At 60.1% G+C, this 16,587-nt stretch carries 17 protein-coding genes; 15 read left to right on the top strand and 2 right to left on the bottom strand.

Translation table 11 applies throughout. From position 1 onward, the window contains the following. The first annotated feature begins 1 nt into the window (after position 1). The 4 genes from A7D21_RS21115 to A7D21_RS21100 all read left to right on the top strand — a co-directional run bounded on the left by A7D21_RS21115 (position 2) and on the right by A7D21_RS21100 (position 4,459). The gene (locus tag A7D21_RS21115; RefSeq protein ID WP_069552619.1) at positions 2–982 is read left to right on the top strand and encodes a substrate-binding domain-containing protein; all 981 of its coding nucleotides are present in this window, start codon (positions 2–4) and stop codon (positions 980–982) included. Next, a complete protein-coding gene (gene araG / locus A7D21_RS21110; RefSeq protein WP_069552618.1) occupies positions 979–2,478 on the top strand; it encodes an L-arabinose ABC transporter ATP-binding protein AraG in 1,500 nt (499 codons plus the stop codon). The genes A7D21_RS21115 and araG overlap by 4 nt, the downstream gene beginning before the upstream one ends. A 17-nt stretch (positions 2,479–2,495) precedes the next feature. After that, positions 2,496–3,461: an L-arabinose ABC transporter permease AraH gene (gene araH, locus A7D21_RS21105; protein WP_017138344.1), complete on the top strand. Its 966-nt coding sequence runs from the start codon at positions 2,496–2,498 to the stop codon at positions 3,459–3,461. 194 nt (positions 3,462–3,655) lie between these two features. Continuing rightward, positions 3,656–4,459 (top strand): IclR family transcriptional regulator, encoded by an 804-nt coding sequence (locus A7D21_RS21100; protein ID WP_053257539.1) that lies wholly within the window; start codon positions 3,656–3,658, stop codon positions 4,457–4,459. On the opposite strand, the gene A7D21_RS21095 is transcribed toward A7D21_RS21100, so the two are convergent. After that, the gene (locus A7D21_RS21095) at positions 4,460–5,512 is read right to left on the bottom strand and encodes an NAD(P)-dependent alcohol dehydrogenase (protein WP_053257538.1); all 1,053 of its coding nucleotides are present in this window, start codon (positions 5,510–5,512) and stop codon (positions 4,460–4,462) included. Between the two features lie 181 nt (positions 5,513–5,693). Between A7D21_RS21095 and A7D21_RS21090 the strand changes: the two genes are divergently transcribed. Then, positions 5,694–6,584, top strand: a complete 891-nt coding sequence (locus tag A7D21_RS21090) for an AraC family transcriptional regulator (protein WP_069552617.1) — start codon at positions 5,694–5,696, stop codon at positions 6,582–6,584. A gap of 191 nt (positions 6,585–6,775) precedes the next feature. Here A7D21_RS21090 and A7D21_RS21085 read toward each other — a convergent pair whose 3' ends face one another. Further along, positions 6,776–8,440 (bottom strand): electron transfer flavoprotein-ubiquinone oxidoreductase, encoded by a 1,665-nt coding sequence (locus tag A7D21_RS21085; RefSeq protein ID WP_069552616.1) that lies wholly within the window; start codon positions 8,438–8,440, stop codon positions 6,776–6,778. 518 nt (positions 8,441–8,958) lie between these two features. Here A7D21_RS21085 and A7D21_RS21080 point away from each other — a divergent pair. The 10 genes from A7D21_RS21080 to A7D21_RS21035 all read left to right on the top strand — a co-directional run bounded on the left by A7D21_RS21080 (position 8,959) and on the right by A7D21_RS21035 (position 16,389). Further along, complete coding sequence (locus A7D21_RS21080; RefSeq protein ID WP_017138339.1) at positions 8,959–9,708, top strand: electron transfer flavoprotein subunit beta/FixA family protein; 750 nt, start codon at positions 8,959–8,961, stop codon at positions 9,706–9,708. Between the two features lie 2 nt (positions 9,709–9,710). Further along, on the top strand, positions 9,711–10,640 hold the full coding sequence (locus A7D21_RS21075; RefSeq protein WP_053257535.1) for an electron transfer flavoprotein subunit alpha/FixB family protein: 930 nt from the start codon (positions 9,711–9,713) through the stop codon (positions 10,638–10,640). Between the two features lie 82 nt (positions 10,641–10,722). Then, positions 10,723–11,532, top strand: coding sequence for an ABC transporter substrate-binding protein (locus A7D21_RS21070; protein WP_053257534.1), 810 nt, complete (start codon positions 10,723–10,725; stop codon positions 11,530–11,532). A 9-nt stretch (positions 11,533–11,541) separates the two neighbouring features. Further along, entirely contained in the window at positions 11,542–11,904 is a 363-nt protein-coding gene (locus tag A7D21_RS21065; protein WP_053257533.1) for a DUF4398 domain-containing protein, read from the top strand. Continuing rightward, positions 11,901–12,716: an OmpA family protein gene (locus tag A7D21_RS21060; protein ID WP_053257532.1), complete on the top strand. Its 816-nt coding sequence runs from the start codon at positions 11,901–11,903 to the stop codon at positions 12,714–12,716. Before A7D21_RS21065 ends, A7D21_RS21060 begins: the two co-directional genes overlap by 4 nt. A gap of 251 nt (positions 12,717–12,967) precedes the next feature. After that, positions 12,968–14,407, top strand: a complete 1,440-nt coding sequence (locus tag A7D21_RS21055; RefSeq protein WP_053257531.1) for a PLP-dependent aminotransferase family protein — start codon at positions 12,968–12,970, stop codon at positions 14,405–14,407. A 94-nt stretch (positions 14,408–14,501) separates the two neighbouring features. Continuing rightward, complete coding sequence (locus A7D21_RS21050; protein ID WP_053257530.1) at positions 14,502–14,987, top strand: hypothetical protein; 486 nt, start codon at positions 14,502–14,504, stop codon at positions 14,985–14,987. Positions 14,988–15,147: 160 nt separating this feature from the next. Beyond that, positions 15,148–15,402: a YkgJ family cysteine cluster protein gene (locus A7D21_RS21045; RefSeq protein ID WP_069552615.1), complete on the top strand. Its 255-nt coding sequence runs from the start codon at positions 15,148–15,150 to the stop codon at positions 15,400–15,402. A gap of 41 nt (positions 15,403–15,443) precedes the next feature. After that, positions 15,444–16,049, top strand: a complete 606-nt coding sequence (locus tag A7D21_RS21040; RefSeq protein WP_069552614.1) for an START domain-containing protein — start codon at positions 15,444–15,446, stop codon at positions 16,047–16,049. Between the two features lie 103 nt (positions 16,050–16,152). Next, the gene (locus tag A7D21_RS21035; RefSeq protein WP_053257527.1) at positions 16,153–16,389 is read left to right on the top strand and encodes a hypothetical protein; all 237 of its coding nucleotides are present in this window, start codon (positions 16,153–16,155) and stop codon (positions 16,387–16,389) included. Positions 16,390–16,587 lie beyond the last annotated feature (198 nt).

The raw sequence follows: 16,587 nt of genomic DNA, 5'->3' as shown, positions 1-16,587 counted from the left end.
CATGTTTAAGAAGACACTCGGCACCCTGGCACTTGCGATCGCGGTCAGCGGCTTTGCATCCGCCGAAGAAGTGAAGATCGGCTTTCTGGTCAAGCAAGCCGAAGAACCCTGGTTCCAGACCGAATGGGCGTTCGCCGAAAAAGCCGGCAAAGACCAGGGCTTTACCGTGATCAAGATCGCCGTGCCCGACGGTGAGAAAACCCTCTCCGCTATCGACACGCTTGCTGCCAACGGCGCCAAGGGCTTTGTGATCTGCCCGCCGGACGTGTCCCTGGGCCCTGCGATCATGGCCAAGGCCAAGCTCAACGGTTTGAAAGTGCTGGCGGTGGACGACCGGTTCGTCGACGCCAAAGGCAAGCCCATGGAAGACGTGCCCTATGTCGGCCTGGACGCCTACAAAATCGGCCAGAAACAAGGCGAGGCCATGGCCACCGAAGCCAAGCATCGCAACTGGGACTGGAAGGACACCTACGCCGTCATCAACACCTTTGACGAGCTGGAAACCGGCAAGAAACGCACCGACGGTTCGGTAGAAGGCCTCAAGGCCGCCGGCTTGCCGGCCGACCACATCCTGTTCAGCGCACAGAAAACCCTCGACGTGCCGGGCAGCATGGACGCCACGAACTCAGCCCTGGTGAAACTGCCCAGCGGCGCGAAAAACCTGCTCATTGGCGGCATGAACGACAGCACCGTACTCGGCGGCGTGCGCGCCACAGAAAGCGCCGGGTTCAAGGCGGCCAACGTCATCGGGGTCGGCATCAACGGCACGGACGCGATTGAAGAGCTGAAAAAATCCGACACCGGGTTCTACGGTTCAATGCTGCTCAGCCCTGACGCGTCAGGCTACAAAACCGCCAGCGCGATGTTCACGTGGGTCACCAAAGGCACCGAGCCTGCCAAGTTCACCGCCCTGGATAACGTCACCCTGATCACGCGCGCCAACTTCAAGGAAGAGTTGAGCAAAATCGGTCTGTGGAAATGACCGGCGCGGCCCTGCGCTTCAACGGCATCGGCAAGGAATTTCCCGGGGTCAAAGCCCTGGCGCAGATCAGCTTTGAAGCGCGGCCGCACTCGGTGCACGCGCTGATGGGCGAGAACGGCGCGGGCAAGTCCACGCTGCTCAAGATCCTTGGTGGCGCCTACATTCCGAGCAGCGGTACGGTACAGATCGGCGAGCAGACGATGGACTTCAAATCCGCCGCCGACAGCATTGCCAGTGGTGTTGCGGTGATCCATCAGGAGCTGCACCTAGTGCCGGAAATGACCGTGGCGGAGAACCTGTTTCTCGGGCATCTGCCGTCGCGTTTCGGGGTGGTCAACGGCGGCCTGCTGCGCAAGCAGGCGTTGGCATGTCTCAAAGGACTGGCCGATGAAATCGACCCGCAGGAAAAGCTCGGGCGGCTGTCCCTGGGCCAGCGCCAACTGGTGGAGATCGCCAAGGCGTTGTCCCGTGGCGCCCATGTGATTGCCTTCGACGAGCCCACCAGCAGTTTGTCGGCGCGGGAAATCGACCGGCTGATGGCAATCATCACGCGCCTGCGCGATGAGGGCAAAGTGGTGCTGTATGTGTCGCATCGCATGGAAGAAGTGTTCCGTATTTGCGATGCGGTGACGGTGTTCAAGGACGGCCGTTTTGTGCGCACCTTTGACGACATGGCCGCGCTGACCCACGACCAACTGGTGACCTGCATGGTCGGTCGCGACATCCAGGACATCTACGATTACCGCCCGCGCGAACGCGGTGAAGTGGCGCTCAAGGTCGAGGGTTTGCTTGGCCCGGGGCTGCGTGAAGCGGTCAGCCTGCAGGTGCACAAGGGCGAGATTCTTGGGCTGTTCGGGCTGGTCGGGGCAGGGCGCACCGAACTGCTGCGCCTGCTCAGCGGGCTGGTGCGCAGCACGGCCGGGCAACTCGAACTGTGTGGGCAGCCGCTGCACTTGCGCTCGCCGCGCGACGCCATCGCCGGGGGCGTGCTGCTGTGCCCGGAAGACCGCAAGAAGGAGGGCATCATTCCGCTGTCCAGTGTGGCTGAGAACATCAATATCAGCGCACGCGGTGCCCATTCCAGGTTTGGCTGGCTGCTGCGTGAGGGCTGGGAGAAAGGCAACGCCGACCAGCAGATCAAGGCGATGAAAGTCAAAACGCCGAACGCGCAACAGAAAATCATGTACCTGTCCGGCGGTAATCAGCAGAAGGCCATTCTCGGCCGCTGGTTGTCGATGCCGATGAAGGTGTTGCTGCTCGACGAACCGACCCGCGGCATCGACATCGGCGCCAAGTCGGAGATTTACCAGATCATCCACAACCTGGCGGCCAGCGGCATTGCGGTGATCGTGGTGTCCAGCGACCTGATGGAAGTGATGGGCATCTCCGACCGCATCCTGGTGATGAGTGAAGGCGTGCTGACCGGCGAGTTGAACCGCGAACACGCGGACGAAGCACAGCTATTGCAACTGGCACTTCCGCGTACGCGGGCTTGAAGAATTCGAGGTGAATGATGTCCCAGGTAAAAACTGCAAAAGGCTTCTGGCCGGGTTTCAACCAGCGCAAGTTTCTTGATGACTGGGTAATGCTGCTCGCGGCGTTGAGCATCTTCGTACTCAGTGCGCTGTTCATCGACAACTTCCTTTCGCCGCTCAACATGCGTGGCCTGGGCCTGGCGATTTCCACGGTCGGCATTGCCGCCTGCACCATGTTGTTCTGCCTGGCGTCCGGGCACTTCGACTTATCGGTGGGCTCGGTGATTGCCTGCGCCGGGGTGGTGGCGGGGATTGTGATTCGTGACACCGACAGCGTGGTGCTCGGCGTGTCGGCCGCCTTGGCCATGGGCTTGGTGGTGGGGCTGATCAACGGGATTGTGATCGCCAAGTTGCGCATCAATGCGTTGATTGCCACATTGGCGACCATGCAGATCGTGCGCGGCCTGGCCTACATTTTCTCGAACGGCAAGGCCGTCGGCGTGATGGACGAGCGGTTCTTCGTGTTCGGCAACGGCCAACTGATGGGCGTGCCGGTGCCGATCATCATCACCGTGCTGTGTTTTGTGTTCTTCGGCTGGCTGCTCAACTACACCACCTACGGGCGCAACACCATGGCCATTGGCGGTAACCAGGAAGCGGCGTTGCTGGCCGGGGTGAACGTTGATCGCACCAAGATCATCATCTTTGCCGTGCACGGCTTGATCGGCGCCTTGGCCGGGGTGATCCTCGCGTCGCGCATGACCTCGGGCCAGCCGATGATCGGCCAGGGGTTTGAGCTGACGGTGATTTCCGCCTGTGTGCTCGGCGGCGTGTCGCTGAGCGGCGGCATCGGCATGATCCGCCATGTGATTGCCGGGGTGCTGATTCTGGCGATCATTGAGAACGCGATGAACCTGAAGAACATCGATACCTTCTACCAGTATGTGATCCGTGGTTCGATCCTGTTGCTGGCGGTGATTATCGACCGTATGAAGCAACGTTAGAAACCCGGTCTCAACAACACTGAAAATCCAATGTGGGAGCGGGCTTGCTCGCGAATGCGGTGTATCAGACGCAGATGTGCAAACTGACATACCGCATTCACGAGCAAGCCTGCTCCCACAGTTGGATCTCCACTGTATTGAGGTTCAGCATTTGCCATAATGGCGCCGTTTTCGTACTTCCCAATAGGCCCGATATGCAGGAAAACGCCCACACCCCCGTCAAAGACGCCGCGCCCACCGGCACCCAGACCTTGTTGCGTGGCCTGGGCGTGGTGCAAGCGGTGGCGGCCGGTGCACGCGATCTGAAAGAGATCGCCAGGCGCATCGGCACCACCCGCAGCACCACCCACCGCCTGGCCAGTTGCCTGGTGGAGGAGCGTTACCTGCGTGTGGTGCCGCAAGTCGGTTACCTGCTGGGGCCGAAGTTGATCGAGTTGGGTTTCCAGGCCCGTGAAGAACTGCCTCTGGTGAGCCTGGCCGTGCCTTATCTGGATGAGCTGTCGGCGCTGACCGGCGACACCATCCACCTGGCCATTCGCGAATACGACGACGTGCTCTACCTGCACAAGAATCCCGGCCGCAACGGCCCGGAAATGCGCTCGCGGGTCGGCCATCGCATGCCGTTGGCGCGCACCGGTATCGGCAAGGCGTTGCTGCTGGATGACGCGGTCGAGGAGTGGCAGCGTCTGTACGAAGTCAGCCTGCCTGCCGGCGGGAAAAGCCTGCAATGGCCGCAGCACCCGGAACAATCCTGGGCGCAATTCGAGCAGCGCATGCGCGAATACGTGGTGGGGGGGTATGCGTTCGATCTGGAAGACAACGAACCGTCGATCCGGTGTGTGGCGGCACCGGTGCGCGATGCCAGCCGGCGAATCGTCGCCGGCATCAGCATCGCCAGTACCGTGCCCTATATGCCGCTGGAAAAAATGGCCGAGCTGATTCCTGTGATCAAGCAGGTCGCAGCCCGGCTGTCCGCGGAGTTGGGCGCGAAGGCCTGATCAGGCCTTCAGGGTCGCCATGTCGATGACAAAGCGGTACTTCACATCACCGGCGATCATGCGGGTATAGGCCTCGTTGATCTGGCGGATATCGAGCATTTCGATGTCACAGGTGATGTTGTGCTCGGCGCAGAAATCCAGGACTTCCTGGGTTTCGGCAATGCCGCCGATCAAGGAGCCGGCCAGCACTTTACGCCCCAACACCAGCTTGGCCGCATTCACCGGCGGGTCCACTGGCTCGATCAAACCGACCAGGATATGCACGCCGTCAAAGCGCAGCACGTCGAGGTAGGGGTTCACGTCGTGCTGCACCGGAATGGTGTCCAGCAGGAAGTCGAAGTGCCCGGCGGCGGCTTTCATCTGCTCGGCGTCGGTGGACACGATCACATGGTCGGCACCCTGGCGACGGCCTTCCTCGGCCTTGCTGGCGGAGCGGGTGAACAGCGTCACTTCTGCGCCCATCGCCTTGGCGAACTTGATGCCCATGTGGCCCAGGCCGCCCATGCCCAGTACGCCAACTTTGTCGCCAGCCTTTACGCCGTAATGCTTGAGCGGCGAGTAAGTGGTGATGCCGGCGCAGAGAATCGGCGCGGCGCTGGCCAGGTCGAGCTTGGCCGGGATCTTCACCACGAAGTGTTCGCTGACCACGATGCTGTCGGAGTAGCCGCCCATGGTGTTGCTGCCATCGACGCGGTCCGGAGTCGCGTAAGTCATGGTCGGGCCTTCGAGGCAATATTGCTCCAGGTCCGCCTGGCAGGCGTCGCAGTGGCGGCACGAATCGACCATGCAGCCGACGCCAACCAGGTCGCCGACTTTATGCGCGGTAACGCTGGCGCCGACGGCGGTGACTTTGCCGACGATCTCGTGGCCCGGCATCAGCGGGTACACGGCAATACCCCATTCATTGCGGGCCTGGTGGATGTCGGAGTGGCACACACCGCAGTAGAGGATTTCGATGGCCACGTCATCGGCGCGCGGGCTGCGACGTTCGAAGGACATGGGGGCGAGGGGAGTGGTCGCCGACTGGGCGGCATAACCGATGGCGGTATACATGAAGAAACCTCGCAAAAGGACTGACTAGGGAGGTGGCGCATTCTCCGCGCCGGGCCTGGCTGCGGCCATGGCGATTGCTCCGAACCTCATGCCTATTCGTCCGGGAGTGCCCTGTGTTTGGATTTATGTGCCCTCAGACCTGCGATGATGTTCTCATCCCTTTTTCGCGAAGTTTTTTGCCATGTTGTTGACCCGCCATCTCGACGCCAACGCCACGCTGGTTGCCTTGATCAAGGGGCTGACGCCCCGCGACGGTTTTTCCCCGACCAACCTGCCGGGCGTGCAGGTCTTGCGCGCCAGTTGTGACGTGGCGCGCGGGCCACAGATTTATGAACCGAGCCTGATGATCGTCGCCCAGGGCAGCAAAGTTGCCTATCTGGGCCCGCGTACGCTGGAGTATGGCGCGGGGCACTACCTGATCCAGGCGATGCCGGTGCCCTTCGAGTGCGAGACCTTTGCCCTGCCGAATGCGCCGCTGTATGGCGTTACGGTCGGCATAGACCGCGTGGTGCTGGGCGAGTTGGTGATGGCCATGGGCATTCAGGCAGGGCCGCCGCCGACGGCGCAGACCCTGGAGTCGATGAGCTCGGTGGTGCTCGATGACGCAATGCGCGGTTGCGTCGAGCGGCTGTTGCAATGCCTGCACGATCCGCTGGAGAGCCGGATCATGGGCCCGGCGCGGGTGCGCGAGTTGTTGTTCACGGCGCTGCGCGGGCCGCAGGCGGATGTGTTGCGCGCCTTGGTGGAGCAGCAGGGGCAGTTTTCGCGAATCGCCACGTCGTTGAATCACCTGCATGCCCATTACGCCGAGCCTTTGAATATCGAGACGCTGGCGGGGTATGCGCACATGAGTGCGTCGACGTTTCATGAGCATTTCAAGCGCTGCACGTTGTTGTCGCCGGTGCAGTACCTGAAGCGTCTGCGCTTGCTCAAGGCTCAACAGTTACTGTTGGTGGACGGCCTGAGCGTGGCGCAGGCGGCGCACAGCGTGGGGTATCAGAGTACGTCGCAGTTCAGTCGCGAATATAAGCGCTACTTCCTGCGCAATCCGGGTGAAGAGCGCGCGGCCTAGGTTCTGTCGATACAACTCGGTCAATGTGGGAGCTGGCTTGCCTGCGATGGCATCCGCTGAGTTTTACTGACAGACCGAGTCGCCTGCATCGCGGGCAAGCCTGGCTCCCACAGAAAGCGGGTCCCACATTCGATTTATGCCGGCCACAAAAAAGGCCCCCGTCCGGGAGCCTTTCAGGTCAAGCAATCGACTTACATATTCGGATAAGTCGGCCCACCCGCGCCTTCCGGCGTTACCCAGGTAATGTTCTGCGAAGGGTCCTTGATGTCACAGGTCTTGCAGTGCACGCAGTTCTGGGCGTTGATCTGGAAGCGCTTCTCGCCGTCTTCCTGGGTGATTACTTCATACACGCCGGCCGGGCAGTAGCGCTGCGCCGGTTCATCGTAGAGCGGCAGGTTGGTGCCGATCGGGATGCTCGGGTCTTTCAACTTCAGGTGGCACGGCTGTTCTTCTTCATGGTTGGTACCGGAGATGAACACCGAACTCAGCTTGTCGAAGCTCAACTTGCCGTCGGGTTTCGGGTAATTGATCTGCTTGCTGTCTTTGGCCAGCTTCAGGCACGCGTAGTCCGGCTTGGTGTCGTGCAGGGTGAACGGCATTTTGCCGCCGAGGATGTTCTGGTCGAACCAGTTGAAGCCGGCGCCGATGATCGGGCCGAATTTGTGCATCGCCGGGCCGAAGTTACGGCTGGCGAACAGTTCTTCATAGAGCCAGCTGGCTTTGAAGCTGTCGACGTAGTTGGTCAACTCGTCGCCGCCTTCGGATTCGGCAAACAGGCGCTCGGCCACGGCATCTGCCGCGAGCATGCCGGACTTCATCGCCGTGTGGCTGCCTTTGATCTTGGCCACGTTCATGGTGCCCAGGTCACAGCCAATCAATGCACCGCCCTTGAAGACCATCTTCGGCAACGAGTTGATGCCGCCTTTGGCCAGGGCGCGGGCGCCGTAGCTGATGCGCTTGCCGCCTTCCAGGTACTGAGCCAGAACCGGGTGGTGCTTGAGGCGCTGGAATTCATCGAACGGCGACAGGAAAGTGTTGCTGTAGGACAGGTCGACGATCAGGCCGACCACCACCTGGTTGTTTTCCAGGTGATAAAGGAACGAGCCACCGGTGTTCTCGTTGCTCATGATGTCCAGCGGCCAACCGGCGGTGTGGACGACCAAGCCTGGTTGGTGCTTGGCCGGGTCGATTTCCCAGATTTCCTTGAGGCCGATGCCGTAGTGCTGGGCGTCAGCGTCGCTGTCCAGTTTGAAACGTTGGATCAACTGCTTGCCGATGTGGCCGCGGCAGCCTTCGGCGAACAGCGTGTACTTGCCGCGCAGTTCCATGCCGGGGGTGTAGACGCCTTCTTTCGGATTGCCTTCGCGGTCGACGCCGAGGTCACCGGTGATGATCCCGCGGACCACGCCGTTTTCGTCGAAGAGCGCTTCCTGGGCGGCGAAGCCTGGGTAGACTTCCACACCCAGGTTTTCGGCCTGTTGGGCCAGCCAGCGGCACAGGTTGCCGAGGGAGATGATGTAGTTGCCTTCGTTGTGCATGGTCTTGGGCACAAAGAAGTCCGGCACCTTGGTGGAGGTGTCGGCACTGCGCAATACATAGATGTCATCGCGCACTACAGGGGTGTTGAGCGGGGCGCCGAGTTCCTTCCAGTCCGGGAACAGTTCGTTCAGGGCACGTGGTTCGAACACGGCACCGGAAAGGATATGTGCGCCGACTTCGGAGCCTTTCTCGACCACGCAGACGCTGATTTCTTTACCGGCTTCGGCGGCCTTCTGCTTCAGTCGGCAGGCGGCAGACAGGCCTGCCGGGCCAGCGCCGACGATGACCACGTCGAATTCCATGTATTCGCGTTCCACAGGCTATCTCCTACTCAAGGCTCAACAGGCTTTTTTTTCTAATGGGTGGAGGTTCGGTATCGTCTTGCAGCAACGGCAAGACCCACCTTTCTCTCTAGGTGGCGCATTATATCTACACCACTGGCAGCGTCCAATACAAACGTTTGTTTGAATTGCTTGGAAGCTAGGTAAATCAAAGCAACGCGGCTTATGACTGGCTATTTTGGCGTATTGACCAGAATAGGCGTTCCGGTCAATATACGGTCGGTTTTGCGCTAACCGTAGGCACACCGCAGGTTTCAAGAGCACGTCCAAAAGCAGGGCAACGGCAAAATACGTGGCGCGCGCTTAATGAATGGCGCGCAGTTTACACGTCGCGATAAGGAATGACCTCTCAGTCACCACTGACGAACGGTCATTATTCGCCCATCGCTGTGTCACATGCCGAGGTTTTTGGAGGTGCCCTTGTGTGCCGATGAGCATCAACCGCCAGGTTCGCCTAGGCGACTTTCTTTTCACCGGAGAGTAACGAGGAATCCATGAAGGTTCTTGTAGCTGTCAAACGCGTTGTCGATTACAACGTGAAAGTTCGCGTCAAGGCGGACAATTCCGGCGTCGACCTCGCTAACGTCAAGATGTCGATGAACCCTTTCTGCGAAATCGCCGTGGAAGAAGCCGTACGCCTGAAAGAGAAAGGCGTGGCGACTGAAATCGTCGTGGTTTCCATCGGCCCGACCACTGCTCAAGAGCAGCTGCGTACCGCCCTGGCGCTGGGCGCCGACCGCGCCATCCTGGTCGAGTCCGCTGAAGACCTGACCTCCCTGGCCGTTGCCAAGTTGCTCAAAGCCGTTGTCGACAAGGAACAGCCTCAGCTGGTGATCCTCGGCAAGCAGGCCATCGACAGTGACAACAACCAGACCGGCCAGATGCTGGCTGCGCTGACCGGTTACGGCCAGGGCACCTTCGCCTCCAAAGTCGAAGTGAGCGGCGACAGCGTCGCTGTGACCCGTGAAATCGACGGCGGCGCACAGACCGTGTCGTTGAAACTGCCGGCCATCGTCACCACCGACCTGCGTTTGAACGAGCCGCGCTACGCGTCCCTGCCAAACATCATGAAAGCCAAGAAGAAGCCGCTTGAGTCGGTCACTCCAGAAGCTTTGGGCGTTTCCACCGCCTCCACCAACAAGACCGTCAAGGTTGAAGCACCGGCTGCACGCAGCGCGGGCATCAAGGTCAAGTCGGTGGCTGAACTGGTTGAGAAACTGAAAAACGAAGCGAAGGTAATCTAATCATGACTATCTTGGTAATCGCAGAACACGACAACAAGGTGCTGGCTCCAGCGACCCTGAACACCGTGGCCGCCGCTGCTAAAATCGGTGGCGACATTCACGTGCTGGTAGCCGGCCAAGGCGCTGGCGCCGTGGCTGAAGCCGCGGCAAAAATCGCTGGCGTGAGCAAAGTGCTGCTGGCCGACAACGCCGCCTACGCTCACCAGCTGCCGGAAAACGTGGCTCCGCTGGTTGCAGAGCTGGGCGCTGGCTACAGCCACATCCTGGCTGCCGCTACCTCCAACGGTAAAAACATCCTGCCGCGCGTTGCCGCTCAGCTGGACGTTGACCAGATCTCCGAGATCATCTCGGTCGAAAGCGCCGACACCTTCAAGCGCCCGATCTACGCCGGTAACGCCATTGCCACCGTACAGTCCAACGCTTCGGTAAAAGTCATTACCGTACGTGCCACCGGTTTCGACCCGGTTGCCGCTGAAGGCGGTTCGGCTGCTGTGGAAGCCGTCTCCGCTGCTCACGACGCTGGCACTTCCAGCTTTGTCGGCGAAGAGCTGGCCAAGTCGGATCGTCCTGAACTGACCGCTGCCAAAATCGTCGTTTCCGGCGGTCGTGGCATGCAGAACGGTGACAATTTCAAGCACCTGTACGCCCTGGCCGACAAGCTGGGCGCTGCGGTCGGCGCTTCCCGCGCGGCCGTCGACGCAGGTTTCGTACCCAACGACATGCAGGTCGGCCAGACCGGCAAAATCGTTGCGCCACAGCTGTACATCGCGGTCGGTATCTCCGGCGCGATCCAGCACCTGGCCGGTATGAAAGACTCCAAAGTGATCGTAGCGATCAACAAGGACGAAGAAGCACCGATCTTCCAGGTGGCTGATTACGGCCTGGTCGCGGACTTGTTCGAAGCCGTACCCGAGTTGGAGAAGCTGGTCTAATCCAGCCGCTTCACTTATAAAGAGCCCGGTCGAGTGACCGGGCTTTTTTTTGCGCGGCCCTTTTTCAACTGGAGATATCGCCATGGATTTGCGTCCCGTACTGCTGGCTCTGTCGCTGCTGCCAAGCCTGGCGCTGGCCGCCGGTAAATGTGATCGCCTGGTGATGACCGGAAGCCCGGATGCACCGCCGCTGTTATGGCGCGACCCCCAAGACCCGACGCACCTGATCGGCGCCACCGCCGATGTGCTGCAACAAGTCGGCAAGGATCTCGGCTTGAAAATCGACCTGCTCTACGGCGGCAAACGCTCCGTGGCATTGGATGAAGTGCGCAGCGGGCGCATGGACATCCTCGCCGATGCGCCGCTGAACCTCGGCGAACTGGAAACCCTCGACTACATCCACCCGGCGCTGGTACAGATCGATTACCTGGTCTGGACTCGCAAGGATTCGCCGCTGCCCTACACCACGGCCGCCGACCTTCACGGCCACAAGGGCGCGGTATCCGAGCGTGCGCGCTTGAGTGCCGGCTTCGAGACCTTCGCCGCCCAGCAACTCAGCCTGCAACGCCTGCCCAGCTTGACGCCGGCCTTTCAGAAACTGCTGCTGGGGGATGTCGACTATGTGCTTGCCGGACGTTATTCCGGCATGGCCATGGCCCAGACATTGGGCATGAGCAACGACTTGATTGCTCGCGATGTGCCGGTCGATCAGCCTGGCCTGTACCTGGCAATTTCCCACAACTCCGCCTGCAACGATCCGTGGCTGCGCGGACAGCTGGCCAAAAAGATGACAGAATTGCCCGCGTCCGGTGCCGCGCAAGCCGCATTGCAGCGCAACCTCGAACGCTGGAAAGCGCAATTGCAGCAACCCGTCGGCACCCCAGCAAAGTAAGGATTTACAGTGACTCTTCGACCTCTTTTCGCGGCCCTCGCCGTTGTCGCTTTGGCGGGATGTGCAGCTGATCCTGCGCCGAATGAACAAATACGCCTCACCCAGCAAGCCTTGGAGCAAGCCGGCGCCGTAGGTGCCAGCACCGATGAGTCGCCGGAACTTAAGCTGGCCGAAGACAAGTTCGCCAGGGCCAAGGCCGATATGGCTGACCAATCCTACAAGCATGCGCGTATGCGGGCCGAACAGGCCGAGCTGGACGCGCGCCTCGCCGAAGCGAAAATTCTGACCCGCAAGAGCCAGGAGCAATTGAACGTGCTCAATACCCGCATCACCCGTCTGCGTAAGCAATTGCAGTTGGGAGAAGCCCAATGAGCCCGATGATCCGTGGTTTGAGCTGTGTGCTGCTGGTGGGCAGCGCTGCCCTGGGCGGTTGCGCCAGCCAACCCAATAGCGAGCAGGCATTGCAGCAGGCCGGCAGTGATTTTCAGAAGGTCAAGGAAGACGCCAACGTACTGCGTTTTGCGCCTAAGGATGTGATTCGCGCCGGTGAATCCCTGGCCCGCGCTGATCGCCTGTCCAGCTACTGGGGCAGCGGTGCTGATGTGGTGCATTACGCCTACCTGAGCCAGCGCTACAGTGCCATCGCCCGCGAACACACCGAGCAAGGCCTAAACGCCGAGCGCGGTACCAAGCTCGAACTGGAGCGCCAACGCCTGCAACTGGCGCTGCGTGAAAACAAGCTGGCCAGTGTGCAGCAGCAGGGCAAGTGGCTCGAAGAGCAAATCGCCAGCTTGACCACCACCCAGACCGATCGCGGCCTGGTGATGACCTTGGGTGATGTGCTGTTCGACACCGGTGACTCGGAGCTGCAAAACTCGGCCAACCGCACTGTGTTGAAGATCGTGCAGTTCCTGCAGCTGAACCCCAAGCGCGTGGTGCGCATCGAGGGCTACACCGACAACACCGGCGGCGAACAGGAAAACCTCAAGCTGTCCCGTGATCGTGCACAGGCAGTCGCCGACGTGCTGATCGACCTGGGCATCGACGAAAAACGCATCCAGGTTGAAGGCTACGGCGACCAGTACCCCGTGGAAGCCAACGCCTCCGAACGAGGCCGCGCCCAGAACCGTCGTGTGGAAATTGTGTTCTCTGATGAGAAGGGCCAATTAGGCGCTGCGCGCTGAAGCCTGTCGCCGATCAAAAGGTGGGGGCGGGCTTGCACGCGATTGTGGAGTGACAGTCAACATTTCATTGGCTGACGCACTGCCTTCGCGAGCAAGTCCGCTTCCACCTTTTTGTTCTGTATTCACCCAACAGTTTTTTCTATCACTGCCGCTCGCGCTCGACTATTCTCGCAACTGTCCCCGTACACTTCTAAACTGTGCTGGTATGTTTCACACAAAAATAAAATACCCGTGAAATCGAGTGCTGCGTCATGACCAATCTGTTGCTTTACCAACGTATTGCCCAGCAACTGGCTGAGGACATCCGGCGCGGTGTTTATCAACCCGGTGAGCGCGTGCCTTCGGTGCGCAAGATGAGTTCACAGCTCAACGTCAGCCACGCCACGGTGTTGCAGGCCTACGCCAACCTGGAAGACCAGGGGCTGATCCGGGCGCGGCCGCAATCGGGTTATTACGTGCACCAGACGCCCGCACTCACGGCGCCCACGCCGGACATTGCGCGGGTCGAGCGGCCGGGGTTGGTCACCCGCAGCAGCATCATCCAGCAGGTATTGGTCGAGTCGCGCCGTGAGGGCGTGTTCCCGTTGGGCGCGGCGGTGCCGAGTGTCGACTACTTGCCGGTACGGGCGCTGCACCAACAGTTGGCCAAGGTCACACGCTTCCAGAGCCCGCGGGCATTCAGCTACATGTTCAGCCCCGGCTTTGAACCGCTGCGGCGCCAGGTGGCGATTCGCATGCGCGATGCCGGCGTGGTCGTCGACCCCTCCGAAGTGGTGATTACCCACGGTTGTGTCGATGCCTTGCAGATGTCCTTGCGGGTGCTGACCCGTCCTGGCGACTTGATTGCCGCCGAGTCCCCGACGTATTACGGCTTGCTGCAATTGGCCGACCTGCTGGGCCTCAAGGTCATCGAGATCCCCAGTGACCCCTCCACCGGCATGAGCCTTGAAGCCCTGCAACTGGCGGCGAACCAATGGTCGATCAAGGCGTTGGTGCTGACCACGCGCCTGAGTAATCCGCTGGGCGCGACCATGCCCGAAGAGCGCCAGAAACAGTTGCTGCGCCTGGCCTCGGATTTCGATATTCAGATCGTCGAGGACGATATCTACGGCGAGCTGATGTTCGAACTGGGTCGCACCAAGGCGCTGAAAGCCTATGACCGCCTGGACCGGGTGATCTATTGCTCGAGCTTTTCCAAGACCTTGTCCCCTGGCGTGCGCATCGGCTGGATGATCGCCGGCAAGTACCAGCAGGAAATCCAGCGGTTGCAGATGTTCAGTACCCACTCGGCGTGCAGCGTGACCCAGATGGGCGTCGCGGCGTACCTGGAGAACGGTGGCTATGACCGGCACCTGCGCTACATCCGTCAGGAATACCGCAAGAACCTCAGTGCTTTCCAGCTGGCGGTGCAGCAGTATTTTCCGGAAGGCACCCAGATGACGCGCCCGACCGGCGGCTTCATTCTGTGGGTCAGTTTGCCAGGACGGGTCAATACCCAGGAACTGCACGTGCGTGCACTGCAGCAGGGCATCAGCATTGCGCCGGGGGTGATCTTCAGTAACACGGAACAGTTCAACCACTGTATTCGCCTTAACTGCGGAACGCCGTGGAACCGCGAGGCAGAGCGGGCGCTGATGACGCTGGGAATGTTGGCCAACCAGTTGTGTCAGGAGACGGCGGCGGGTTTTTGAAAGGGTCGCAAGACGCGCTGGCCAATCATCAGACTTGTCATGCCGCGCACAAAAAGCGAGCATATGGCCTTCTGCCGTTAATGCTGTTGGCGATATGACCTCTATTTTTCGTGCTGTTGTGGTGATTGGCCTGCTCAGCCTGTGCAATGCCGGCTCGGTGCTGGCGGCGCCTGTGGCTGACAAGCCCGCCGCCGGTACCGAACAGAAGGCCCCTGCGAAGAAGTCGGCGCCGGCTAAAAAGGCTCCGGCAGCCAAGAAGAAACCTGCGGTAATAAAAAAACGCGCACCGATAGCGAGCAAATCCAAGTCTGCCCATGAAATAGCCCAGACCAAACTGCCACCGGTACAGTTGGACTTGTCCCTGCCGACGGAAATGGTCAGACATTTGCAGCCGATTGGCACCATGCCTAAACCGAAGAGCGTGCCGTTGTTACCGCCCATGTTTGCTGAAAAGCCCACCGACGACAGTGCGTTCCAGATCAATGGCCGCCTGCTCAGCAACCAGATGCAGTTGCAACTGCGCAATGAAGAACGGCGCGATATCGAAGGCGCCGCCCTCGATTTCGAATTCAAGCAATAAATTCCCCGCAAAGGTGACGCCGACCGCCGACCATTTGTCGCAGACTGGTCAGTCACTTTTGTTTTGTGCGAAAAACCCCTGTTAGACCATTTTAAAACGGCTGTTTAAGGGCGTACTCTAGCCCGGCCATCCACATTGAGTCGTCGAGGACCTGCTGGTCATGAAATGCCGTGAAGGCTGTGGCGCCTGCTGCATCGCCCCCTCCATCAGTTCGCCCTTACCTGGAATGCCCCACGGCAAACCGGCAGGCGAACGCTGCCTGCACCTGTCGGTCGAACAGCTATGCCTGTTGTTCGGGCAGCCGGAGCGACCAGCGGTGTGCAGTGACTTCAAGGCAGACCTTGAGGTGTGTGGCCACGATCAAGCCGATGCGATCCGCTTGATCGGCTGGTGGGAGCAGACGACGGCGGCTTGATGGGCTTTACTATCGGAACTTCAACAATAAGGAATACAACAATGGGTTCGCTGAAACGAATGGCTGTGTTGTGCGGTTTTACGGTGTTATTTGCGGCCACTGCCCAGGCGGAAGATTGGCAAGTCGCCAAGGACGAAGACGGTATCAAGGTGTCCCTGAGCGAAGTCGCCGGTTCCAAATACAAGGCGTATCGCGGTGTAACCCTGATCAAGGCGCCCGTCGCCAAGATCCAGGCCCTGCAGGAAGACGTGGCCGGTGCCTGCTCCTGGATTCACGAATGCAAATCGCAAAAACTGCTCAAGACCGAAGGTGACAAGAGCTGGACCTACACCCAGTTCAAGGCACCGTTCCCGGTCACCGACCGCGATTCGATCCTTGAGATCACCACGTCCAAGGCCGCCGATGGCACTGTGACCCGCAAACTGCTGGAAGTGCCGACCTATCAGCCGGAAGTCAAAGGCTACGTGCGCGTTGCCCAGGTGGACGGCTATTGGAAGCTGGTGCCCAAAGGCGACAACCAGACCGAAGTCACCTACCAGGTGCACACCGAGCCAGGCGGCAGCGTGCCGTCGTGGCTGGCCAACAAGTTTGTGGTGGACGCGCCGTTCAACACCTTGAAAGCCTTGAAAGCACACGCTGAAAAATAAGCGCAATTAATCAGGTGCCTCCGACCTTGAGTGGAACGTTTGCCGGTCCCTCAAGGTCCAGATATGAGTAAGCCCAGACACGGGTTTTATCGAGGAGGCACCGATGCAAAAGTGGCAGATTACCTTCGTTGATGATCACGGCGTACAGTCCGTGGAGCAGTTCGCCTGCGCGCAAAAACCCAGCCTCGAAGATGCGGCACACATGATTCGCAACAAGCTGGTGCCCGTGGCCGCCGAACTCGACCTTAATGACCTTGAGGGCCGCAAGCCCGAGCCTACGGTCAAGATCCTCAAAGACCAGAACAGCATTCAAATTCTCGACATTTCCCCCGCCGCCTGAACATTCCCTGTATGCCCTTCAAACCCTTTGGTGGAGGTGAAAGCTTCGCGCTACTCTGCAACTGAGATCAGCGAATGAATCGCTAAGGTCTGGTCTTGTCAGCTACATGCTTGTTTTCCCGCGGTCATGTCATTGCCGTGGTACCCGCGCCAGTAGGGCGCGGGCTTCGGGAAGCACGGAAAGTCTATCCATCAGTTT

The sequence above is a fragment of the Pseudomonas sp. AP19 genome (assembly GCF_001728855.1).
Lineage (GTDB): Bacteria > Pseudomonadota > Gammaproteobacteria > Pseudomonadales > Pseudomonadaceae > Aquipseudomonas > Aquipseudomonas fluorescens.
Note: the sequence above shows the minus strand (reverse complement) of the source record. Positions and strands in the feature narration are given on the sequence as shown.

Coding starts and splice junctions, on each gene's coding strand:
- A7D21_RS21115 (WP_069552619.1), top strand. CDS start 2: ATGTTTAAGAAGACACTCGGCACCCTGGCACTTGCGATCGCGGTCAGC.
- araG (WP_069552618.1), top strand. CDS start 979: ATGACCGGCGCGGCCCTGCGCTTCAACGGCATCGGCAAGGAATTTCCC.
- araH (WP_017138344.1), top strand. CDS start 2,496: ATGTCCCAGGTAAAAACTGCAAAAGGCTTCTGGCCGGGTTTCAACCAG.
- A7D21_RS21100 (WP_053257539.1), top strand. CDS start 3,656: ATGCAGGAAAACGCCCACACCCCCGTCAAAGACGCCGCGCCCACCGGC.
- A7D21_RS21095 (WP_053257538.1), bottom strand. CDS start 5,512: ATGTATACCGCCATCGGTTATGCCGCCCAGTCGGCGACCACTCCCCTC.
- A7D21_RS21090 (WP_069552617.1), top strand. CDS start 5,694: ATGTTGTTGACCCGCCATCTCGACGCCAACGCCACGCTGGTTGCCTTG.
- A7D21_RS21080 (WP_017138339.1), top strand. CDS start 8,959: ATGAAGGTTCTTGTAGCTGTCAAACGCGTTGTCGATTACAACGTGAAA.
- A7D21_RS21075 (WP_053257535.1), top strand. CDS start 9,711: ATGACTATCTTGGTAATCGCAGAACACGACAACAAGGTGCTGGCTCCA.
- A7D21_RS21070 (WP_053257534.1), top strand. CDS start 10,723: ATGGATTTGCGTCCCGTACTGCTGGCTCTGTCGCTGCTGCCAAGCCTG.
- A7D21_RS21060 (WP_053257532.1), top strand. CDS start 11,901: ATGAGCCCGATGATCCGTGGTTTGAGCTGTGTGCTGCTGGTGGGCAGC.
- A7D21_RS21055 (WP_053257531.1), top strand. CDS start 12,968: ATGACCAATCTGTTGCTTTACCAACGTATTGCCCAGCAACTGGCTGAG.
- A7D21_RS21050 (WP_053257530.1), top strand. CDS start 14,502: ATGACCTCTATTTTTCGTGCTGTTGTGGTGATTGGCCTGCTCAGCCTG.
- A7D21_RS21045 (WP_069552615.1), top strand. CDS start 15,148: ATGAAATGCCGTGAAGGCTGTGGCGCCTGCTGCATCGCCCCCTCCATC.
- A7D21_RS21040 (WP_069552614.1), top strand. CDS start 15,444: ATGGGTTCGCTGAAACGAATGGCTGTGTTGTGCGGTTTTACGGTGTTA.
- A7D21_RS21035 (WP_053257527.1), top strand. CDS start 16,153: ATGCAAAAGTGGCAGATTACCTTCGTTGATGATCACGGCGTACAGTCC.